This window comes from Acinetobacter sp. NIPH 298, assembly GCF_000369505.1.
Lineage (GTDB): Bacteria > Pseudomonadota > Gammaproteobacteria > Pseudomonadales > Moraxellaceae > Acinetobacter.
The window spans coordinates 1,794,407-1,818,068 of sequence record NZ_KB850055.1 but is presented as its reverse complement, the minus strand read 5'-3'; the positions used below and the strand labels follow the sequence as shown (position 1 = coordinate 1,818,068).

Annotated in this window: 19 protein-coding genes; 12 read left to right on the top strand and 7 right to left on the bottom strand. The window is 38.6% G+C overall.

The window, feature by feature from the left end:
* Positions 1–55: 55 nt before the first annotated feature.
* The 3 genes from F903_RS13430 to F903_RS13420 all read left to right on the top strand — a co-directional run bounded on the left by F903_RS13430 (position 56) and on the right by F903_RS13420 (position 2,349).
* The gene (locus F903_RS13430) at positions 56–1,369 is read left to right on the top strand and encodes a DUF445 domain-containing protein (protein WP_004670459.1); all 1,314 of its coding nucleotides are present in this window, start codon (positions 56–58) and stop codon (positions 1,367–1,369) included.
* 82 nt (positions 1,370–1,451) lie between these two features.
* Entirely contained in the window at positions 1,452–2,105 is a 654-nt protein-coding gene (gene adk, locus F903_RS13425; RefSeq protein ID WP_004670460.1) for an adenylate kinase, read from the top strand.
* A 61-nt stretch (positions 2,106–2,166) separates the two neighbouring features.
* Positions 2,167–2,349: a hypothetical protein gene (locus F903_RS13420; protein WP_005197765.1), complete on the top strand. Its 183-nt coding sequence runs from the start codon at positions 2,167–2,169 to the stop codon at positions 2,347–2,349.
* Here the strand turns inward: F903_RS13420 and nth are convergent.
* Together nth and F903_RS13410 are read right to left on the bottom strand one after the other, a co-directional pair.
* Positions 2,346–3,032: an endonuclease III gene (nth, locus tag F903_RS13415; protein ID WP_005197763.1), complete on the bottom strand. Its 687-nt coding sequence runs from the start codon at positions 3,030–3,032 to the stop codon at positions 2,346–2,348. The genes F903_RS13420 and nth overlap by 4 nt on opposite strands.
* Entirely contained in the window at positions 3,033–3,830 is a 798-nt protein-coding gene (locus F903_RS13410) for an RnfABCDGE type electron transport complex subunit B (protein ID WP_034595070.1), read from the bottom strand.
* A 186-nt stretch (positions 3,831–4,016) separates the two neighbouring features.
* On the opposite strand from F903_RS13410, the gene F903_RS13405 reads away from it, so the two are divergent.
* The 8 genes from F903_RS13405 (at position 4,017) to gdhA (ending at position 14,979) form a co-directional block, all read left to right on the top strand.
* Complete coding sequence (locus F903_RS13405) at positions 4,017–6,635, top strand: type VI secretion system Vgr family protein (protein ID WP_005197759.1); 2,619 nt, start codon at positions 4,017–4,019, stop codon at positions 6,633–6,635.
* Between the two features lie 23 nt (positions 6,636–6,658).
* Positions 6,659–7,585: a hypothetical protein gene (locus tag F903_RS13400; RefSeq protein WP_171065290.1), complete on the top strand. Its 927-nt coding sequence runs from the start codon at positions 6,659–6,661 to the stop codon at positions 7,583–7,585.
* Positions 7,582–10,335: a T6SS effector BTH_I2691 family protein gene (locus tag F903_RS13395; RefSeq protein WP_005197756.1), complete on the top strand. Its 2,754-nt coding sequence runs from the start codon at positions 7,582–7,584 to the stop codon at positions 10,333–10,335. The genes F903_RS13400 and F903_RS13395 overlap by 4 nt, the downstream gene beginning before the upstream one ends.
* A 1-nt stretch (position 10,336) precedes the next feature.
* Positions 10,337–11,107 carry a putative type VI secretion system effector gene (locus tag F903_RS13390; RefSeq protein WP_005197753.1) on the top strand — a complete coding sequence of 257 codons (771 nt, stop codon included), beginning with the start codon at positions 10,337–10,339 and terminating at the stop codon, positions 11,105–11,107.
* On the top strand, positions 11,104–11,874 hold the full coding sequence (locus F903_RS13385; RefSeq protein WP_005197750.1) for a putative type VI secretion system effector: 771 nt from the start codon (positions 11,104–11,106) through the stop codon (positions 11,872–11,874). Before F903_RS13390 ends, F903_RS13385 begins: the two co-directional genes overlap by 4 nt.
* Positions 11,871–12,629: a putative type VI secretion system effector gene (locus F903_RS13380; protein ID WP_005197748.1), complete on the top strand. Its 759-nt coding sequence runs from the start codon at positions 11,871–11,873 to the stop codon at positions 12,627–12,629. The genes F903_RS13385 and F903_RS13380 overlap by 4 nt, the downstream gene beginning before the upstream one ends.
* A gap of 239 nt (positions 12,630–12,868) precedes the next feature.
* The gene (locus F903_RS16715) at positions 12,869–13,030 is read left to right on the top strand and encodes a hypothetical protein (RefSeq protein ID WP_005197745.1); all 162 of its coding nucleotides are present in this window, start codon (positions 12,869–12,871) and stop codon (positions 13,028–13,030) included.
* Between the two features lie 602 nt (positions 13,031–13,632).
* Positions 13,633–14,979, top strand: coding sequence for an NADP-specific glutamate dehydrogenase (gene gdhA, locus F903_RS13375; protein ID WP_005197744.1), 1,347 nt, complete (start codon positions 13,633–13,635; stop codon positions 14,977–14,979).
* A 70-nt stretch (positions 14,980–15,049) separates the two neighbouring features.
* Here gdhA and F903_RS13370 read toward each other — a convergent pair whose 3' ends face one another.
* From F903_RS13370 to F903_RS13350, 5 genes are all read right to left on the bottom strand, one after another.
* The gene (locus tag F903_RS13370; protein WP_005197742.1) at positions 15,050–16,156 is read right to left on the bottom strand and encodes an META and DUF4377 domain-containing protein; all 1,107 of its coding nucleotides are present in this window, start codon (positions 16,154–16,156) and stop codon (positions 15,050–15,052) included.
* 184 nt (positions 16,157–16,340) lie between these two features.
* On the bottom strand, positions 16,341–17,114 hold the full coding sequence (locus tag F903_RS13365; RefSeq protein ID WP_005197740.1) for a DODA-type extradiol aromatic ring-opening family dioxygenase: 774 nt from the start codon (positions 17,112–17,114) through the stop codon (positions 16,341–16,343).
* Positions 17,115–17,221: 107 nt separating this feature from the next.
* Positions 17,222–17,701 (bottom strand): 23S rRNA (pseudouridine(1915)-N(3))-methyltransferase RlmH, encoded by a 480-nt coding sequence (rlmH, locus tag F903_RS13360; protein ID WP_005197738.1) that lies wholly within the window; start codon positions 17,699–17,701, stop codon positions 17,222–17,224.
* Positions 17,702–18,038: 337 nt separating this feature from the next.
* Positions 18,039–20,468 carry an endopeptidase La gene (gene lon, locus F903_RS13355; RefSeq protein WP_005197736.1) on the bottom strand — a complete coding sequence of 810 codons (2,430 nt, stop codon included), beginning with the start codon at positions 20,466–20,468 and terminating at the stop codon, positions 18,039–18,041.
* A 145-nt stretch (positions 20,469–20,613) separates the two neighbouring features.
* A complete protein-coding gene (locus tag F903_RS13350; RefSeq protein ID WP_005197734.1) occupies positions 20,614–21,201 on the bottom strand; it encodes a 5-formyltetrahydrofolate cyclo-ligase in 588 nt (195 codons plus the stop codon).
* A gap of 693 nt (positions 21,202–21,894) precedes the next feature.
* Here F903_RS13350 and F903_RS13345 point away from each other — a divergent pair.
* Positions 21,895–23,662: ESPR-type extended signal peptide-containing protein (locus F903_RS13345; protein WP_005197732.1), on the top strand; the 1,768-nt coding region annotated here is incomplete at its 3' end.

The window sequence follows — 23,662 nt, the reverse complement described above, 5'->3', positions numbered from 1 at the left end:
CACACTGTTCATTTTTTTATAAACCATCATGTATCAATAATTCTGAGAGTCATGCATGTTTGATTACGTCAATGAATTGTGGCAGATTTTTTTAGCACGTCCAGATTTTTGGGCAGTCCTCAGTATTATACCTGTAACTGCTTTTGTGACTTGGGCACATGTGTGGATGGCTTTAAAAATGGTGTTTTACCCGATTAACTTTTGGGGATTTCACTTAGGGCCATTGCCTGTGGGGTGGCAAGGTATCGTGCCACGCAAAGCGGGGCGTATTTCAGGCATTATTACGGATAATACCCTGTCTAAATTGGGATCATTGCGCGAGTTTTTAGAAGCAATGGATCCTGAAGACATGGCGATGATCATTGGTGAGCAAGTTGGTTTTGAGCTTGAACATCTCATTGATGAAGTCATGATTGATCGCAATGCGGTGTTATGGGAAAACTTACCTTATTCCATTAAACGCCGTATTTATGCACAAGCACATAAGCAATTACCAACCACCTTGAGAGAGCTTGTCACCGAGCTGACTTTGAATGTAGAGTCATTGGTAGATATGCGAGAAATGGTGGTCAGCCAAATGGAAGGTGATCGCCGTTTGATGGTGCGCATGTTCCTCAAGGTCGGACAAAAAGAAATTAACTTTATTTGGCATATTAGTGCACTCATCGGGATGTTCTTCGGTATCTTCCAGATGATTGTATGGTTCGTGGTGCCTTGGCATTGGACAGTGCCGTTTTGGGCTGCGATATGGGGTTTCTTGACCAACTGGATCGCAATTTGGATGGTATTCAATCCAATTCAACCCCATCCTGTTCGCTATCCGCAGTTTTTCCGTTTAACCAAAGACCGCAAATTCCCTTGGGTTGTGCCAGTCCTTAAGATTGGAACTTATAATGTTCAAGGTGCATTTATGAAGCGTCAGGAAGAAGTTTCTGATGTATTTGCGAGTGTAGTGACTGAAGATTTGATTACCTTGAAGTCAATTATGACTGAAATGATGTATGGCAGTAAGAAAGATAAAACACGCCGTATTGTTAAACGTCATATCAATGAAATCATGGAAACACCATTGGTACGCACGTCGTTGCAGTTATCTTTAGGTCCTAGGGAGTATGCTAGACTAAAGACCGACTTGATTGATCGTTCAATTGAAATTACCATGGGTCCAGTATGTGATCCAGCCTTGAATGCAAGCCGTGCGCAGAAAATCTTTCATATGTTTAGAGAGCGTATTCGTGAACTAACACCGAAAGAGTTCCAGAACTTATTACGTCCTGCATTCCAAGAAGATGAATGGATTTTAATTGTACTGGGTGGGGTAACTGGTTTCTTGGCTGGTTTAATTCACTTATTTGTTGCTTTCTTATAATTAATTTGATGTTGGTTGAGTGATAACTCTGTATGATATTGCTCAATTTAAAATTTATTGTTTTTAGATGAGGATGTTCTTTATGCGCATTATTTTACTCGGACCACCTGGGGCAGGCAAAGGTACTCAAGCTCAGTTGATCTGTAAGCGCTACAATATCCCACAAATTTCAACCGGTGATATGCTCCGTGCTGCAATTCGTGAAGGTACTGAACTTGGCTTAAAAGCGAAAAGCGTGATGGAGTCAGGTGGCTTAGTATCTGACGAGCTGATTATTGGCTTGGTTAAAGAACGTATTGCTCAGCCTGACTGTGAAAATGGTTGTATTTTTGACGGTTTCCCACGTACGATCCCACAAGCTGAAGCATTAGAATCAGCAGGTATCAGTATTGATCATGTGATTGAAATTGATGTACCAGATGAAGAGATTGTTCAGCGTCTTTCAGGTCGTCGTCAGCACCCAGCTTCTGGTCGTGTCTATCACATTGTTTACAATCCACCAAAAGTGGAAGGTAAGGATGATGAAACAGGTGAAGAGTTGGTACAGCGTCCTGATGATCAAGAAGCTACGATTCGTAAGCGTCTAACGTCTTATCATACCGAAACTGAACAATTGGTTGGTTTCTATCAAGGTCGTGCTGCTTCTGGCGAAAATGCACCAACTTACAATAAGTTAGATGGTTTACGTGCAATCGAAAACGTGCAAACAGATTTATTTGCAATCCTAGATAAATAATTTGGATTGTTGATCGGAAAAGAGCTCTGAATATAGGGCTCTTTTTATTTTGGAGGAAACAATGCTAAAGATTGTCTTGATCGCCGCCGTTATTTTAAGTTTTGCATTATTGTTATTCTTACTGTACCAAAGTCAAAAAATGCTGCGCCATGTACAAGCGCAGCAAGCTTTGGAAAATAAGCAAAATGGCAAAGCACGTCAACTACATCCTAAATTGCAAAAGAATAAAGAGACTCAGGATTAATTGAGATTTTTGATCGCGATGGCTTTGGTTGCGCCAAACTCAAAGCGTTCAGGCCAATTGCATACATCAGAAACGATGCACTCATTACACTTGGGTTTACGTGCAATACAGCAATAACGTCCGTGTAGAATTAACCAATGATGCGCATCTAAAATAAATTCTTTTGGAATGACTTTAATTAAGCGATGCTCTACCTCTAAAACATTCTTTCCAATAGCCAAACCTGTACGATTACCGACACGAAAAATATGGGTATCTACCGCCATTGCAGGTTGTCCAAAAGCCGTATTTAACACCACATTCGCTGTTTTTCGACCTACACCGGGCAAAGCTTCGAGTGCTTGGCGTGTTTCAGGCACTTGACCTTGATGTTGTTCCAGCAAAATACCACAAGTTTTGATGACATTTTCAGCTTTAGAGTTATACAAGCCAATGGTTTTTATATAGGTTTTTAAACCGTCTACACCGAGGTTGAAAATGGCTTGAGCAGTATTCGCAATCGGATAAAGTTTGTCGGTGGCTTTATTTACACTGACATCGGTGGCTTGTGCTGAAAGCATGACCGCAATCAATAACTCAAATGGTGATGAATAATTGAGTTCCGTTTCAGGGTTGGGTCGCTGTTCGCGTAAACGCTCAAAAAAGGTTTGAATCTGCTTTTTGGTCATATTTTTAACGGGCATTTAGACTTCCTGCAACTCGTTTAAACGTTGTTGAAGTGCGATGAGCTGGACTTGTTTTTGTTCATCTGTACGAACACTGAGTTGCTTTTCTAACTTCTTAATTTGAGTACGAATTTTAGCAAGTTCAATGGTTGTTTTGGCATCAAGGGTAGAGCTTTCTTTAGGTTTATCTGCTAAGGTAATCGTCGGAATATTATTTGAGGCCTGTGAAAACTGAGCAAAGAACTCAATATCAATTTCTGCACGTACGATAGGCCCTTTACGACTGATACGACGTTTTTCTTCACGTTGGATATGCGCATAGTAACGATGTCTAAGATCATCTTGTTCGATATGACGTTGTTGTATCGTGGGTAAAGGTTGGGTATCTGCAACTAGATCAATACAATCGACAGGACATGGTGGAATACATAATTCGCAGCCTGTACACAGGTCAGTCAAAATACTGTGCATCAGTTTACCGCTGCCAATGATGGCATCAACGGGACACGCACTGATACATTTGGTACAACCAATACATTCATCTTCTCGAATGATGGCTTTCATGCGTTGCGGGCGACCATCTGCTTGGATATCCCAAACACTTGGTTCAGCCGTAAGATAAGGGCGTTGTAAGAACACAGCAAGTGCATCGGCAACAGGCTGTCCTCCCGGAACACATTTATTGGCTGCTTCACCTTCCGCAATCGATTTCGCATAAGGCAAACAGCCATCACGATGCCCACATAAACCGCACTGTGTTTGTGGTAAAAATTGGTCAATTTGGACAATAAGAGAACGTTGTGCAGATGGTGACATGAAAAAGGGTGGAGCGAAAAACAGGATAGGTAGTATAGCAAATAATAGTTTAGTGCGACGAGTCATCTAGGCATTGGATTTCACTTTATGTAAAGTGCCCGTTTCAATTGGTTGACATTAAAAACATAGACTAACTTGTATGTTTATTATAGAATCGGGCAGATTTTAGTAAATATTTTATAACAAATGTTGAACAACATATTCCAAGCATTGTCGCAATTAGGCTTAACTGCCCAAAAACGCGCGATTCATATTCAATTTGCCAATCAAGCGCTCAACACAGAAGTGTTCCTACAAAAAATACAAGGTCAGCATGCCATTAATCAGGGCGTAACTGCGGAACTGATTTGTCTATCAACCAATGCGACTATCCCATTAAAACAATTCATTGGCTCTCAAGTCGCCGTCGATCAAGTGACCGACACAGGCACATTATTTAGAACCACCGGCATCATCACTGAGGCCGTACAAGGGCAAAGTGACGGTTCACTGACCCTATATAAACTCAAACTGCAAGACCCTACTGCACTGTGGCACAAACGCCGTAACAGTCGCGTGTTTATGAATAAAACCGTATTGGATATTGTTCAAACCCTGTTCAAAGAATGGCAGCAACGCAGTCCCTTATTCGCTTCCAGTCTCACGCTTGATATCAGCGGCGTGACGCAAGACTATGATGTCCGACCCTTTGTGATGCAAGCCAATGAAAGCGACTATGATTTCATTACCCGACTGCTCAGAAGCGAAGGCATCAATTGGCTCATCGACGAAGCCCAACTCAACGTTGCCAACAGCAACAGCCCGATCCAAGCACAAAAACTCCGCTTAATTGACGATAACAACCAATACCAAGCCTTAAATCGAAGAACGATTCGCTACCACCGCAGCAGTGCCACCGAACAATACGACAGCATGACCAGCTTAATTGCGGAACGTAGCCTACAACCCACCGCAGTGCATATCCAACGCTGGCAAGCCGATGCCCTAGAACAAGAAGACGGTGCAGGTAGTGTACAAAGCAGCCATCAACATAGCGGACAACACGACAATGCCAGCCTAGGACTTGAAGACGCATGGCACTTCACCCCAGCATGGATGCAAGACCTCAATGGTGAAGATGGCGCAACCGCATCAGGCAACAACCAAATTGAAAAACTCAATCAAAACCTCAGCCACTACCACGATGCCCAAGCCAAACAATTTATTGCCCATACCACCGTACGCGATAGCCAAGTGGGCTACTGGTTTAAACTGAACGAACACCCAGAGATTGACCAACACAGCGGATCGGACCAAGAATTTCTGATCACTGCCAAAAACTACTACAACCAAAACAACTTGCCCAAAGACTTAAACCAACAAATCCAAAGCCTGATCACTCAAAGCCAATGGCAAAATAACAACATAAACTCAAATACAAACCCAGCAGAACGCCAAGCCAACCAACTGACCCTACAACGTCGCAGCATCAAAACCGTACCCGAATACCAACCCCTACAACACCGCCCAGCAGCCCATCCACAACGCGCCAAAGTGGTCGGACCATCAGGTGAAGAAATCCATGTTGATGAATGGGGCAGAATCAAAGTCCGCTTTCTGTTCACTCGAAATGAGGATCACCAACACGATGGCGGCGCAGGCAGTAACGACAACGATACCGACTCGGCATGGGTGGATGTACTCACTCCATGGGCAGGTGAAGGCTATGGCGCACGCTTCCTGCCACGCATTGGCGAAATCGTGGTCATCGACTTCTTTGATGGCAATATAGATCGACCTTATGTCACAGGACGACTGCACGAAGCACAACGCAGTCCAACAAAATTCGATAACCAAGGACAACTGCCCGACACTAAGAAACTCGCAGGGATTAAGTCCAAAGAATACCAAGGCTCAGGTTATAACCAACTGCGCTTTGACGACACCACAGGACAAATCAGCGCTCAACTACAAAGCAGCCATGCATCAAGTCAACTCAATCTCGGAAAACTCAGCCATCCTAAAGCGCAAGCAGAAAGCGAAGACCGAGGTGAAGGCTTTGAACTACGCACTGACCAATGGGGAGCGATCCGAGCAGGCGAAGGCTTACTGATCACCACCCATGCACAAGACCAAGCTGAAGGCGATCATCTCGAAGCGCAAACAGCCAAACAACAACTAGAAGGCAATCAAAGTAATGCCAAAGCCTTAAGTGAAGTAGCCAAGAACCAACAGACCGATGAGTTGGAATCGGTTGAGCAGTTACAGGCATTTGCAGAGCAGATTCAAGACAAAATTGCTCGTTTCGAGCAAGCGATGCTATTGCTGAGTTCACCCAATGGTATAGGACTCAGTACATCAGAAGACATTCATCTATCAGCAGATGGACAACTGAACCAATTTGCAGGCAATAGCATTAACCTAACCACGCAAAAGAATTTAATTGCCCAAACCAGTCAAAAGATCAGTTTATTTGCAGCACAAGGCGGAATTAAGCAAGTTGCAGCAAAAGGTAAGTTTGAAATCTTAGCGCAAGGTGATGCTTTGGATGTGGTTGCTCGTGGTGGTATTCAAATTATCTCGACGGAGAATACGATTTACATTACCAGTCCGAAAGAGATCAATTTGATTGGGGGTAGTTCAGGTATCAAGATTAATAGCTCAGGAATCTTCCCAACCACCAGTGGAAAGTTTGAGGTCAAGGCTGGGCAGCATTTGTTTAAAAGCGGAGCATCTGTTAGTACGCCTGCGATTGATTTACCTGATTGTTCGGCGAAGCAGACTCAAGCTGCTCAAAATGGTTCAGCAAAGGTGGATTTATCGTGATTGTTTCTCCTTTTCAAAAGCAGATGGAAGCAGAACATTTAAATTTTGATTGCTTAGCTTTAGAAAATCGCTGCTTACAAATATTAGATACGCATGGACATATTTTATTTTTACTTGATCGGACATTAAATGAATCAATCTTTGATGATCTTTTACCTAAGATTGAGAAAAAAAATATTGCCTACATTCCATTAGCTTTAAAAAAGGATATGCAGGTTTCAAATCTTTTATTTATAAAAATTGAAGCGAAAGACAAATTCAACTTAATAAAAGATAACCTTATTCAGTTGCTTCTAAAAAATCATGAAATAGAAAACGACAGCTATTTTGTTCATGGTTTCGGAGTTGGTAAGTCTGATATAGAACTAGATGAATTAGTTGAGTCTATAAAAAAGAAATTGGTGATTGTTGATCAAGATAAAAAAATTCTTTTTCGCTGGTATGATCCACGGGTATTAATCTATTTACCCGAAATTATTAAAAAAGAATATGTTCTAGGTCTGTTGAGAGATTTTAAAGAATGGCATTTTTTGCATCCTAAAGGTTTTTTTAGTTTTGATGCAACCTTAGACGTAGTCTCGATATTGACTTTAAGGCAAGTGAATGATGAGCAGTCTATAGATTTAGACTTAATTGAAATTGCGAATAGTGTATTTCAGCAACTAAATGAGTTTGAACAGATTGAAATGGCCGAGATCAATCCTATCGATATACATCAAAGCTTAAAATATGCATATCAGGAATATGGTATTCAAAATTATTTAGATTTGGTGACATATGGTCTTTATAGCCAGATTGTACATAAAGATTTTATTCAGCACTCGATTGTTACGGATGTTCTTTATGAGCACTGCGTCGTCGGTGAAATGACATTTACTGATGCCATGGATTATGTAAGTAAAGATTTATATGAGCAAATTGGTAAAGAATTGAATGGATATGAAATATGACTACGAATCAAAAGACGGTATTGGCTAAGCCGCAAACAAATAACATACTGGCTGAGAAAATTGCAAAGCAAAAACAACAACAAGCTAGAATTCCTGTTGTTGGAAAAACGGAAACAGTTGGGGACATGCGCAAGCCATCAGTTGCCAAGAAAGTAAATAAAAAAATAGAGCAAGGTCCGATTGCTAAATCAGCAAAGCAGTCTACACCTGCAAATATGCAGAACAGTAGTGCTGGACAGCCTCAAAAAGAGTGTTCTAATTTTTGCCGAAAAACTGGTTTTAATATTTTACCTTTACGTTATACGGTGGTAGGTGGAAATGTACCTGCTTTGCCTGCAACATTAGGCAAAAATGTCAAAGATATTCAATTAAAACATTTTAAATATGCTGTAGAAATGATAGATACAGGATATATCTATCGTTTAATAAAACGAGCATCTGGTGCTTTAGAATGGGCTGGCTATTTGGTCACATCAAAGGGGCATTTATCATATTTTCCTGTTGGAAAAGTCGCACCAAAAAGTGTTCCTGAGTTTGCTTGTAAAGGTGCGGGGCATAGTGTTAATTCATCTTTGATTACTATAGAAAGTAACCCGAAAGATGAAGCTAAAGTTGCTTATATTATCCATACCCATGATCCGATGAGTAAGCTAAAACTCAAAGAGTATGAAAAAAATGCCGAGAAATTTGTCGCTGAAGGTAAATGGCAAAAGTTTATTGTGGGTGGCGGAGCAATCCAAGATCATTGTTTGGCTGCAACTAATCTAAAAAATTCAATTTATAATATTAAAAGCTTTGGCACAGGGCGTATCGAGCAGATTTTGAAAAAGTTTGCTCAAGAACCAAATACTGTTGCATGCATGGCATTATATGATCCAATTGGAATCACGCTTAAATTAAATGATAGTAGAAATGGACGATTTGAAAAACTCACAAAGTACATTGCCGAAAGTGAAAAAGACATCACGAATGAACACCGCCTTCAATCATCTCAGCTGATAGATAGTATTAAAATCATTGTAGAAAATAAACTCATTAATCAGAAATTAAGTACCAATAATTTGCAAGTTGATTTGAGCACTAAATTAATATTCGCTCAAGGTAAAATCCCTCGCTTCGGTTCGATGGATAACAGAGAATACCAACGCAAAGTCAACGAAATTTGGGATAAGGCATCTCCACAAGAAAAAGAAAAATTTTTACAACAGCACAATAAAAAATATGCAGCGGGACAAAAGCAACAAAGAAATAAGATTATTAGTCAATCCAAAGCCCAAGCGAAATTGGATTGGGAAACGAAGTATTCGACAAAAATTAATTGGACTGAAAAAAATGCTTTCGATACCAAAGTTAAAGCATTAACTGATGACGCACGTAAACTGGCCCAAGCTTATGCAAGTGATCATTTGAAATGGCTGCAATCAAAGCAGTTGTTAAATGCTTTTTATATATACGATCAAACCGTTCTAAAAGGTGATGGTGCATTATTTCATATAAAAGCACTATCAGTCATGAATGGCATGACAGGCTGCGATGAAGGCCAAGCATTGATGGAAAAATGGTTAGGGGTGGATAAAATCTCTGACGATAATTTATATATGCGGGCTGTGACCTATAATCAAAAAAGTTTGATAGATGAATATAATGCGAAAAGTCCTGAGATCACGTCCTTAACATGGGATCAAACACAAACAAGTTTAAAAGGATTAATTGCTGCATTTGTCAGTGCAGATCAGTTATGGGAACAATGGCTTGCTGATCCAACGAATAAAATCAATGAGTTGAAGTGGTATAATCCAGCACGGACTTTGCCTTGGATTTCTGAGATTACACGAAGCGTAGCCAAGTGGAGTCTGCAATATAATGCCAATCCTTTGATTGCAAAGAAACTTTCGAGGGTTTCTTTTATCGCTTATGCGCATAGTTCTTTGTTAACCGATAAAGTGCCGAAATGGTCATTGCTGTATAACATTGACTTAAAAATGACAAATGCGGGCAGCCAACTGAATGCGACTGAGATCCAAAAACGTTGGAAAAATGCTGGGCAAAACACGGCAGCACAAAAGATTCAAGATATTTTAAGCAAATCTCCACAAAGTGTTTCTATCAGGATCTCTGGTATTGTTGCTTTGTTTGAACTTATTAATCTTGGGACACAAACCAATAACTTTGCTGGGGATAAGAATTGGGAAAATGGCTTTAAAGTAACAGCAGGTTTATTTGCATCTACAGCAGTTGTCTTAGATATTGCTGGTGGCGGTATGGATGCTTTAAGTTTCCAAGAGAAAGCCAATAAAATAAGGTTATATGGCGCGGGGTTTGCTATTGCCGGTGCCACGTTTAGTTTTATTGTAGATACAACGGCGTTAGGTAAAGAATATTTGGGTGATCGAAATGGTTGGTTAATGGCATTGCTCATACTTAAGTTAGTCCCCTCTATAGGGATGTTAGTAGTCGGTATGGGAATATTAATTCAACTACCTATTTTAAAATCTAAAATGACAGAAATCGCAGGGAAGAATATTGTGATTAATAGATTGCTTCTTATGAATGTGATTCGTGGTGCATCAATCTTTAACTGGCTGGGTTTGGGTTTAACTGTTTTAGAAATTGTTTTGAGAAATTACTACTACACAGAAGATGAACTGCAAAAATGGTGTAAAAAATCGGTATTTGGTATTGACTCAAACAAGTATAAGTCTCTTGAAGATGAGGAAGAAACTTTTGGTAAAGCAATTGTGAGTATTTAAAATGGATAAAATGCGTGTAATTCAAGGTAAGATACGAAATTTAAAGACTGAAGACTCTCATGTACATTCCTTAAAGAATCTTAAAACACAAGCAGCAGGTACTGCTGCGATTGGTGCCTTAACAGCAAGCAGCACCTTGGCAACCAATGCTCCAATTATGATAATGGCAGCAAAAGGAAGAGAGGCTAAAACTTTTACGGGCGAGATTGATGACATTAGAGTGATTGGACAGTTTACTACTGTAAAGTTTCAAACAAATGATTCTTTAATATTCGTCATCAGCGAAGAAAAAGAACAAGGGCGGCATTTAGTTTATGCGACTTTAGATCCTAAAACAGGATTGCTGTATATGATGTATGAAATGGGACGTTCATTAAAAAAACTATATAAAAGTACTATAAAAGCAGGTTTCTTATTCTTTTTATTTTTCTCTGTATTCTTTTTTATAATTTTTAATGTTCTTGTTATTATTGATGATAGGGAGTTTAATATTAATGAATATATGAGTTTTATAGGAATTGGGGGGGGGATGCTTTTTATATTTAGTTTTATTGTAGTGTTTGGATACATTACTATTGGGAACTCATTAATTTCACTATCTAAGTTGTCTGAAAATATTTTTGAAACATTAGGTTTTGAAAATCCTAAAGATCAAGATTTTTATAAAAAAAACTTACTTGATAGAGATGGTTTACATGTAAGTGTTATGGAATATCGTAAAAATTTAAAAGGAAAAGATCCATATCCAGAAGATTATTTTGATAAGAAATGAAAAAGATAGAAGGTCGTGTAAGGAATCTGAAAGTTGAAGATTCTAAGGTTTTCCCATTTAGAAACATCGAAAGGCAAGCTGTCGGTACAGCTATGGTTGGCGCTTTAACCGCAAGTAGTAGTATGGCTGCTAATGCTCCAATTATGATGATGGCAGCTAGAGGGGAAGATGCTAAATCTTTCACTTGTGAAGTGGATGACTATCGATTGATTGGTCAGTTTACAACAGTACAGTTCAAAAATGGAGATGAACTGGTTTGGGTAATTAGTGAGGAAAAAGAACAAGGAAGACATTTAGTTTATGCAACCTTAGATCCAAAAACTGGATTATTGCATATGATTAATGAGATGGGGCGTTCTTTAAAATGTGGTTATATTAGTATTATTAAAACAGCTTTAGGCGTATCACTCTTTTTTTTAATATTTATTAATCTTATTGTTTTAGTTACATGGTTTATTTCTGAAGATGGTTTAGGTTTTAGTTTAGTTGAGTATATATTTCCACTTGTTTTAGCACCATTTGCATTTGCATTTACATTTTTATTTGTATTAAGTACATTTTTATTTTCACGTGATCAGAAACAGGCGTGTAGATTATCAGAGCAGGTCTTTGGTGTACTAGGTTTTGAAGATGTTAAAAATCAGGATTTTAGAGCTAATAACTTTTTTACTGATGATCAGGGTAAATTGAGACGAAGTGTTATGTATTATCGCAAAAATTTAAAAAGTTTAGATCCATATCCAGAAGATTACTTTGATAATAAATGAAAAAGATAGAAGGTAATGTAAGGAATCTAAAAGTTGAAGATTCTAAGGTTTTCCCATTTAGAAACATCGAAAAGCAAGCTGTTGGTTCAGCCATGCTAGGTACTTTAGCCAGTAGTAGTGCTTTGATGACAAATGCTCCAATTATGCTTATGGCTGCAAGAGGAATTGATGCTAAAACTTTTACTTGTGAAGTGAGTGGTTATAAGGTTATAGGGCAATTTACCACTGTACAGTTTAAAGAGAATGATCCTTTGATATTGGTAATAAGTGAGGAAAAAGAGCAGGGTCGACATTTAGTATATTCAGTGTTAGAACCTAAAACAGGGCTGCTTTATATGATGTATGAAATGGGTAGATCTATAAAAAATGGGATAAAATCTATTTTTAAGCTGGCAATATCCTTTTTTTTAATTTTATTTTCAATATTAATCATAATCTTAATTAGTCACAATTTTTTTTCTGAAGAAAAAATTGATTTTTTTAGCTTTGATTTTTTAAAAGATCTGTTGTTTATTGTTGTTTTTGGATTGGCTTTTTTTCTACTTACTTTTTTGGGGGCTTTATATAAATCTAATAAAAAAGCAGGGGAGCTATCCGAAAAAGTATTTTCTATTTTAGGTTTCAAAAATGTAGATGAACAAGATTTTTACAATGATTTTATTATTAAAGATGGAGTACATGTTAGCGTAATGGAATATCGAAAAAATTTAAAAGGTACAGACCCATATCCTGAAAGTTACTTTGATAAGCTATAAAAAATGTAGAAGCACATCTAATAAATAATAAGGTGAGAACTAAAATAAATTCATTGTAACTTTATATATGTATATTTTAATAAACTCTATATTTATTAGATTATTAAGCATTCCAAAAAACTATATTTTATGCTGCTTACAACTGGACACATCTTATTGATATCAATATTTGAATTAAGCGCCTATGGTTGATGAGTGCTAGATAATTATCTACACATCATTATAAAGGAGAGACACTCATGTCTCAGAACCAAGATAACTCTAAACAACAACCTAATCAGCAAAATCAATCACCTGGTCAACAACAACAGTCTGAGCCAAATGCTAAGCCTCCAGCACAACAAGACCAAAAACAGCCAACTCCAAAGCAACCTAGTGAAAATAATGGGCAACAGAAATAATCATTATTTTTATGCTTGTAAGAATCTAATCAGCTAAATCCAAATTTATAGGAAACTAATTTATTTAGTTTCCTATATTATTTATAAGGTTGATTTTATAAAACTTTAATCATGAATAAGTGATTAATTTAAATAGATCGCTGATCAATTTAAGGATGTCATATTTACTCAGTGTTAATAGAAGCATTCATTTTTTTATAATTTTGCTTCTTTTGTTGATATCGTAAAGTTAAGCATCGATAGTATTTATAATTTTAGAATAAAAATGATTGGGAAAGCAGCAAGCGAGATAGAAAGAGCTTAGATCGTCAGGTACTTTCGCTCCAAAACAATGCTTATTATGTTTTTTTGGTGCAATAGAAGAAAATGCTTGTAAAGACTAAGCTGTAGCAATGGCGAGAATAATTGAAAAAGTGTTTGTTTTATCTATATTTACTATAAAAATAACGAATATACATAAATTTATCTATATGATTTTTAAGGTTTAATTGAGATTTTATTGAAAGTCGTATAAAAGTTGAATAGTAATCTATGTTCGTTGTGTGAGATATTCTATTTTGGTGCATTTCTAGCACCAAAATAAATCACTGACTCGGGGGTGAATGTTGAAATACAATAGCTTAAATGACTTTCTGGCTTATGTGAAAGCTAGAGATCCTGATCAACCTGAATTTTTACAAGCTGTTGAAGAAGTAATGTTGAGCTTGTGGCCATTCATTGAGAAGAATCCCAAATATGCTCAATATGGCTTATTAGAGCGTCTAGTCGAGCCAGAGCGTGCAATTCAATTCCGAGTGTCATGGATGGATGATCAAGGGCAAACACATGTTAACCGTGCTTTCCGTATTCAATATAATTCAGCCATCGGACCATATAAGGGCGGGATGCGTTTTCATCCATCGGTGAATTTATCAATTCTAAAATTCTTGGGTTTTGAACAAACTTTTAAAAATGCATTAACCACCTTACCCATGGGTGGAGGAAAGGGCGGCTCGGACTTTGATCCAAAAGGAAAGTCTGAAGCGGAAATTATGCGCTTTTGCCAAGCATTAATGTTAGAGCTATATCGTCATTTGGGTCCGAATACCGATATTCCCGCTGGTGATATTGGTGTTGGCGGTCGAGAAGTTGGCTTTATGGCTGGTATGATGAAAAAGCTAAGTAACGATACTGCTTGTGTATTTACAGGTAAAGGCATTTCATTTGGTGGAAGTTTAATGCGTCCTGAAGCAACAGGATATGGTGCAGTGTATTTTGCTGAGGAAATGCTCAAAACGCGCGGTGAAAATTTTACTGATAAAACAGTTTCAATTTCAGGTTCAGGAAACGTTGCTCAATTTGCAGCAGAAAAAGCCATGTTCTTGGGTGCAAAAGTGGTTAGTCTTTCAGACTCAAATGGCACAGTTTACTTAAAAAATGGTTTTACTGATGAGTTGCTTGCCGAAGTGATGGAGCTTAAAAATAATAAGCGTGGGCGTATTTCTGAGTTTGCTTCAAAACATGGCTTTGAGTATTTTGAAGGCAAGACACCTTGGCATATTCCTGTTGATATTGCATTGCCTTGTGCGACTCAAAATGAGTTAGGCGAACAGGATGCGGAGTTGCTACTTGCAAATGGTGTGATCTGTGTCGCTGAAGGTGCCAATATGCCGTGTACATTAGATGCTGTAGAAAAATTCATTACCGCAAAAATTCTCTATGCACCAGGTAAGGCTTCAAATGCGGGTGGTGTCGCAACTTCTGGGCTTGAAATGTCACAGAATGCTTTGCGCCTCAGTTGGATGCATGGTGAAGTCGATGAACGTTTACATGCAATCATGAAAGATATTCATGCGAATTGTTTAAAATACGGGACCAAAGAAGATGGTACAGTGAATTATGTAGATGGTGCTAATATTGCAGGATTTGTGAAAGTTGCTGATGCAATTTTGGCTCAAGGTATTTATTAATATTTCGCCGAGCAAATAATAACTCCGATGTAAAAACATCGGAGTTATTATTTATAGCTATAGCAATGTATTAAGGTTTCTTAACAATTTCTTGTTCAACAACCATATCTAATACGTCAGCTAGGCTAGATTGGTCAGCCGCTGGGTTTTTAATTTCAAAGCGTTTCACACGAACGATGACACGTTGGTTTGGGTTGTGTTCAAAACCTTCGATTTGACCGTAGTAAAGTGACCAGTCTTTATCCGCGTATGTTTTTACACCTTTGTCATCATATTTAATTTCACGAACTTGCATACAAGTCTGTGGCGCTACACCTACACAAGACTTAGTTTCTGGTGAAATTTCCATGAAAACAGTTTTAGGTTCTGTTTGGTATTTTGCTTCAGCTGTCATTTTTCCGACAAATGTATATTTTTGACCTTTAGCATCAGTAATCACGAGTGTTGGTTGCTCAAGGTTGCTTGCATTCACTTCAAACGGAATCTGACGTTTTTGTAAAAGAGTTCCTGCAAATTGCTCTTGTTTCATAAGTGCTGGATTACACGCCATCATCGTTGATGCACCATCACCTGTCGCGATCAAACCATTTTCAATTTTCCATGATGTATTTAAGCGGTTACAACCTGTATCTACAGACAAGCGATCATTGGCTAAGAAGCTTAATACGATTGGACGTTTGGTATCAGCAGGTTGATATGACCAAGTGTAGTTAGTTAACACGTTGCTATTCGTCACTTTTGCACCTGTAAATACGTGTTTTTGCCCTTTGCTATCAGTTACAGTCAAGATTGGTTGACCATTCATAGTACTGATTTGAAATGGAACTTTTTTATCACTGAAAATATCAGCAGATAAACGTTCTTGTTTCATTAAATCATCTGCACAAGCCATTTTTGTTGATATAAGCGCAGAAGTAACAATATTGTTGCCTTCAACTTTCCAAGTACCACCTTGACCATTACAACCCGTTTGAATCGAAAGTTGTTGATTGTCATTAAAGTTTAAAACCAATGGCTTTGACGCTGTAGATGCTTGATAAGTCCAGTGATAATCCGTGAGGTTTTTAGCCGCTGTCGCGTTAATTTCAGTTGTTACATGATCAGCAACATTTTGTACTGTTTGACATGCCATTAAAGAAAAAGGGAGTAAGGCAAGAATTAAATATTTGATTTTCATATTCAAAGAACATATATAATATAGCAGCCATAAGCTTAATGGATTCTTAAAAAAAGAGCATGTAGTCAGTTTAGGTATTAAGTTCGTTAAATGTATTGATTTGTAATATTAAATAAAAGTATAGGATTTTTAAAAGCTTGGTGCTCATTTATTAAACTTTTCTGCCGAACACCAAGAATATGATTCAGTCGAAACGATAGATATCCATTCCTAATGAACCCATTGAAAAACTACTATGTACGATATTAAAACGATGACCTGTGCCCATTGCAAAGAATAGCGGTGCAAAATGTTCAAGTGTCGGATGATTACGTTGAACATAAGGCAATGATGGCCAATCCAATACAGCATCATAGTTTTGATGCGTAAGCTTATTGACGACCGTATTACGGAAGGTACTTGCCCATATCGGTACATCGGTATCAGTATGCCAAGAAAGCTCCGCAAGGTTGTGGGTAATGCTCCCTGAGCCAATTAATAACATCTGTTGTTCTCGCAAAGGCGCAAGGGTTTGTCCGATTTTGTAGATGTCGTCGGCATTTAAGTGAATAGGAAGTGAAATTTCGATCACGGGAATATCGGCTTCAGGATACATGTGCAATAAAGGCATCCATACGCCATGATCACGCGGACGAGTACTGTTGGCATGCGCAGAAAATCCTGCTTCAGCAAATAACGTGAGTATTTTTTCTGCCAGTTCTGGTGCACCCGAAGCAGGATAGCGAATGTCATATAGTGCCTGTGGAAATCCACGGAAGTCGTGCCATGTTTGTGGTCGGATTGAGGTGCTGACTTCAAGCGCTTGGCTTTCCCAATGGGCAGACATGACGATAATTGCCTGTGGTTTGGGTAGATTGGTACTTAGCCGATGCAGAGCAGGACCAACTTGTTCTGGGTCAAGTGCAAGCATTGGCGAACCATGAGAGATAAATAACCCTGGTAAAGTTTGCACATTCATCGTTAAGCACCTGACTGGAAATACATGGTTATGGTGACAAAAATAAGCACTGTTTAAAAGAGGCTAAGTTTCAACAGATTGTTCCAAAACTAGAACACGATATTAAATCACGCACGGTGGTAAGGGTGATTGTGATTAATACTCATGGCACGATAGAGTTGTTCGATGAGTAACACACGAACAAGTGGATGAGGCATGGTGAGTTTGGATAATGACCAGTGCCAAGCAGCAGCTTTGCGTACTGCATCGGATAGTCCATCAGGGCCACCTATGGCAAGTACGATATCGTTGCCTTCGAGCATCCATTGCTGCATGGTATCCGCAAGTTTCTCGGTACTCAGTTCACGTCCACCCACTTCTAAGGCAATCAGAGTTTCATTGGCTTTGACCGCATTCAGAATACTTTCACCCTCGATTTGGCAGTATTTTAAGATGTCAGCTTCTGAATCATTTTTGCCACGCTTCGCCATTGGCAGCTCAATCACTTGGGTTTGTACAAAAGGTTGAATACGTTTGAAATAGTCTTCAAACCCAGTCAGTACCCATGCAGGCATTTTTTGGCCAATCGTCACGATACGAATTTTCATAAGACAATACGTGTAAATAATATGGGCGCATTATAAACGCTGAGACGGATTCATGTGGACTCGAATAGATTTATTGTTCTTAAACGCTATGCAGGGTGGTGCTTTATTCCACAACATAAAAAACGCAGCTCAAAATGCGTATGAGCTGCGATCAAAGCATCATCCGTCTGGAGTTCAGATGACGCTAAAAAAATGAGTTCACAAGTCAAATTTAGCTTTTGTTTTTATCGACTCTATTTCATTATGCAAGATATTGGTTGTTTTTCAACCTAATTTTGTAATAAAAAATTATGTAACAAAAAAGAGAGCCGAGGCTCTCTTTTTTGTTACACACAGATTAGTGTCGCGCAGCCTTGGTATCTTCTACTGGTTTAACAATAGGTGTTTTAGCCAAAGGTTTCGGCATATCTGTTAATGCTAAAGGAAGAATTTCATCAATGCTTTTCACTGCTTTGATTTCTAAACCTTCTTTGACATTGTCAGGGATTTCAGCCAAATCACGTACGTTATCTTGTGGGATAAATACCAATTTGACCCCACCACGGTGTGCAGCAAGCAGTTTTTCTTTCAAGCCACCGATACGCATCGCACGACCGCTAAGACTGGTTTCACCTGTCATCGCAATATCTGGGCGAATCGTAATATCTGTAAATGCAGATACCAGTGCAGTCGTCAGTGCCAAACCAGCAGATGGACCATCTTTCGGAGTTGCACCTTCCGGTAAGTGAACATGCACGTCGGTTTCTTCAAAACGAGATGCTTCAATACCAAGCTCATCCGCACGCGTACGAACCACAGTCATGGCCGCAGTAATAGACTCTTTCATGACATCGCCGAGTGAACCTGTAGTAATGAATTTGCCTTTACCTTTCACGGCAGCAACTTCAATGGTCAATAACTCTCCGCCAACAGAAGTCCAAGCTAAACCATTTACACGGCCGACTTGCGCTTCATCTTCAGCAATACCAAAGTCAAACTTATGCGGACCTAAGTAATCTGGAAGATTTGCAGAGGTGACATCAAGCTGTAAGTTTTTCGATTTCTTACTCACCGCTTCTTTCACGACTTTACGTGCAATTTTAGATACTTCACGTTCCAAACTACGCACACCCGCTTCACGCGTATAACGTTGTACGATGTCACGAATCGCTTCTTCATGAACGGTTAGTTCTTTTGCACGCAGACCATTGTTTTTGATCGCTTTAGGAACAAGGTAGCGCTGAGCAATATTCACTTTTTCATCTTCGGTATAACCCGGTAGACGAATCACTTCCATACGATCTAATAACGCTTCTGGAATATTCATACTGTTTGCAGTACAGATGAACATCACTTCAGAGAGGTCAAGATCAAGGTCTAAGTAGTGATCATTGAACTTATTGTTCTGAGATGGATCAAGTACCTCTAGTAACGCAGAAGCAGGATCACCACGGTAGTCTTGTGCCATCTTGTCGATTTCGTCGAGTAAGAACAATGGGTTCTTTACTCCAACCTTTGTTAAAGATTGCACAATTTTACCCGGCATCGCACCAATATAAGTACGACGGTGACCACGGATTTCCGCTTCGTCACGTACGCCACCAAGTGCCATACGGACAAATTCACGACCTGTTGCTTTAGCAACTGATTCACCAAGTGAAGTTTTACCTACACCAGGAGGGCCAACTAAACAAAGAATCGGGCCTTTAAGTTTTTTCACACGAGATTGAACCGCTAGATATTCAACAATACGATCTTTCACGTCATCTAAGCCGTAGTGATCTGCATCTAGTGTTTCTTGTGCTTTACTTAAGTTAATGCTGACTTTGCTGGCTTTATTCCATGGCGTATCTAAAATCACTTCTAGATAGTTACGGACTACAGCGGCTTCGCTAGAAGCAGGTTGCATGGCTTTGAGTTTACGAAACTCTGCTTCGGCTTTTTTGCGTACATGTTCAGGCAAATCTTCTTCAGCAAGACGCTTTTCAATCTCTGCTACATCATCTTCAGCACCGCCATTCATATCGGAAAGCTCACGCTGAATAACTTTCATTTTTTCATTGAGAAAGTATTCGCGTTGATTCTTTTCCATCTGACGTTTTACGCTGTCATGCAGGGTCTGCTCAATTTGCTGTTCAGCAGATTGATTGGTCAAATAACTCATCAACTCTTGTAAATGTTCTTCAAACTCATCGTGCTCTAAGAACTTTTGCTTTACTTCAATGTTCAAAGGTACACGTGTTGCAACGAAGAACATCAATTGTAATAAGTCTTCGATTTTGTTGGCAGCTGCGACAAGTTCGCGTGCATTACGTAGTTTTGCTTCAGCATATTGAGCAAAAAGAGTACGTAATTCATTCAAGCGAGTCTCTTGGGTCTCTTGATCCAATGCAACAGTCATCGGGCTTAAATGATGTTCAGCGGTTAAGTATTCTTCACCGTCAATAATCTGTTCTAGTTTTGAACGGTGTAGGCCTTCAATTAGTACTTTAATGCAGTTTTCATCATTTTCATGATTCACGACTTGTACGATTTTAGCTACAGTTCCATATTGATACAGGTTATCGTGATCAATTTCTTCTGTAAGCGAATCTTTTTGCGCAACTACAAATACTAAATTATCACCGTTACGAGCTACGTCCACTGCATTGATCGATTTTTCACGACCCACGAATAGCGCAATTTGCATGTGTGGATATACCACGACATCACGTAATGCTAAAAGTGGTAATACACTCGGAACTTGCGGCTCTAAGATAGTTTCATCATTCATAATAAATTCGGACATGAGCACTCCTAATGAGTGACAACGGTGTTGCCATGCTTTTTATAGTGATGTGCATTTTAAAAATTACAAGGGTTTTATCTCAGAAAATATTAAAAAATAACTAAATTAGTCGGAATTCAGGCGAAATATACTAAATTTCATAGATTCAACGGCTAAAACGGTACTGTTGCTTTGGCGTGAGTAGTCCATCAAGCGGTTGATCCCATTTTTGCCGTAGTAGTTGCTCATCAATATATTGAAAAGAGTGAGCGAGTCCTAAGCGATATGGATGATGTTTGGCTGTCGCAAGTGTACGGTCGTAAAAACCTCCACCCATACCAATTCGAGTGCCATGATGATCACAGGCCAGTAAGGGCATAATCAGTAAATCTAATGCAGAAACATGTTTGCCTCGACTTGCCATCGGCTCTTTCATCCCTAGTGCGTGGTGTGAAAAACGTTTGTTGAAATATTGGTTTGCGCTAATTTTTACCCATACAAGTGTCTGATTCATATTGCAGATCATCGGCAAGTAAACTTGTTTCTTCTGTTGGAAACAGAGTTCTAACAGTTTTTGGGTTTGTATTTCCCCAAATGCATGTAAATACAAACCAATTTTTGTCGCTGTTTTAAATTGAACTGTATGTCTCAGTTGGATCAAAACTCGATGTTCTGCTTTTTTTTGTTCGTAACGAGAAAGGCGTTTTCTTTTTAAACGGAGCTGTTTTCTTAATGCGTTTAATGTGTTGCTCATAAAGCTTTAAAAAATGGTTTTGATAGAGGGATCATACTTGATTTATAGGGTTGTCGGTTTAATACCTAATTAAAAAATAGCAAAGCTTTATTTCTTCTACAACTATATCGAATGATGATAATTTTAGTCATCAAAAAGGGAGGTAGCTTGGAGTGACAACAATGTAAGTCTATAGTTTCCCGTCGAAATAAAGTGATTTACTAAACATTAAGCTGATCAAAGCTTAATAAGTTTTGTGAAATTTTTTACTTAAAATTGGTTAGTCAATAATTGAGCTCAATATTAATTGATAGTTAGAACAATGGATTCATTAAAAAGTCAGCATAAATGCTGACTTTTTTATTTTTGATACAATTTTTTTTGGATATTAAAAGTCAAACAGTGTTAATTATTGTCATGTATATTCATTTTTCCGACTTATAGTGTGAGGATTAGTTGATAAGTGCAATTTTATTATTATCTTTGGTTAATTTTAATACTTGTTTTAATTGTAATTTTTAACATAAAATCAATGCATTATATTGAATTGTAGTGTGTGATTTGAAATGCATAATCATAAAAATATTGTGATTTACTTGGCATATAAAAAAAGTTATTTTATTGAACATTAAATTACATTTATTTACCTGATAGACAGGTATGTACACATAAGCAAACATGTTTTAACGTTTAATTTACGTCTAGGAAAAAAATATGAACAAAGTTTATAAAGTTGTTTGGAATGCGTCTTTAGGCGTTTGGGTAGCGGTTTCAGAACTTGCTAAAAGTAAAACTAAAAATAGCGGTGTGAGTGATACTGCTGGTCAAATCAATAATTCAGTGGATAGTCAACAAGCTAAATTGTTTTTCTTAAAGCCATTGTCTTTTGCTATTTTTAGCATTCTTGTTCCATCATTTGCTTTTGCAGAAGTCAATACAGAAGGGGGAAGTAGTAGCCAAGCTTCAAGTACAGCGATATCACCAACAAATGCTCAATGTCGTACTTTAAATCAAGCTACCATTAGCGGGGCTACCTCAACCAATAGTATTGCAATGGGTTGTGGAACAACTATTAGTAGTGCTCCAGATTCTGTTGCTATAGGTAAACAAAATACAATTAATGCCACTAATGCTACCAGTCAACAAATTGCTGATCGTAGAGGTGGTGCTACACCAGTCAATTATCCAAATGGACAAACTGGATATACAAGTGCGTCAGTCGCAATAGGCACCCTAAACTCCACAGGTGCTGGTGGAGGTGTGGCGGTTGGTAATGGAAACCAAGTTGAAGGTGATTTTCATGGTGTCGCTGTTGGTCAGGGTAACCGTACGACCAATGGATATGCTGTAAGTTTGGGTGTTGGTAACCTTGCTAGTGGAACATCATCGGTATCTGTCGGAACAGCCAACCAAGCAACGGGTAACACAGCAATTGCTGTGGGTCGCCAAAGTTATTCAAAAGCAGATTTTGGTATCGCTATAGGTAATATAGCGACTGTTGAAGCTGGTGCAACGAAAGGTATTGCTATTGGTGATGGTGCCAATGCTAGTGTAGAGAACTCTGTATCATTAGGTGGGGGTTCAACGACTACGGCACAATCAGGAAATTCATTCTTAACAAATGTTGCTCCATCTGCCACAAATGGTGTGGTTTCTGTAGGTACAATTGGCGCAACTCGACGTATTCAGAACGTCGCCGATGGTGCTGCGCTCACTGATGCAGTGAATGTTGCACAATTAGATAAGGCTTATGATGATACACATAGTCGTTTAGCGACAGCATTGGGTGGTGGAGCAGCATATAATTCAGCCACGAATGCTTATACAGCACCAACCTATAATGTTACAACAGATCCTGCAGCTGGTACTAAAACAGGTAATGTGAATAATGTAGGTGCAGCATTATCGGGCTTAGATACAGCTGTTAATAAAGCAATCACATTTAATGGCAATACTGGTACTTCATCCAATAAACTTGGATCATCTTTAAATATCACTGGTGGTTTAATAGGTGCAGGCTCAAATGCAAATGTTAAAACAGTCATTACTGGTAATACGCTTGATATTCAAATCGCAGATGCACCTACATTTACTGGAACTGTAACCGCAGGTAATCTTGCCACTGGTGGCACATTGAGTGTAGCAGGTGCAAGTAATTTAAATGGCGGGGCAAATTTAAATAACCAGAAAATTACGAATTTAGCTGCTGGTACTGTTGCAAGCGATGCAGTTAACTTTGGTCAATTAACGACAACGAATAACAATGTTACGACAGCACAGAACACAGCAAATACGGCATTAACCAATGCTAATAATGCGCAAACCTCAGCTAATGCAGCACAAAGTACAGCCAACACAGCATTAACCAATGCGAGCAATGCACAAAGTACAGCAGATACGGCACTGACTGAAGCACAAAAAGGCATTAACTTTGGTGATGGCACAACAAACAATAACTATGCCCTAGGCGAGACGATCAATG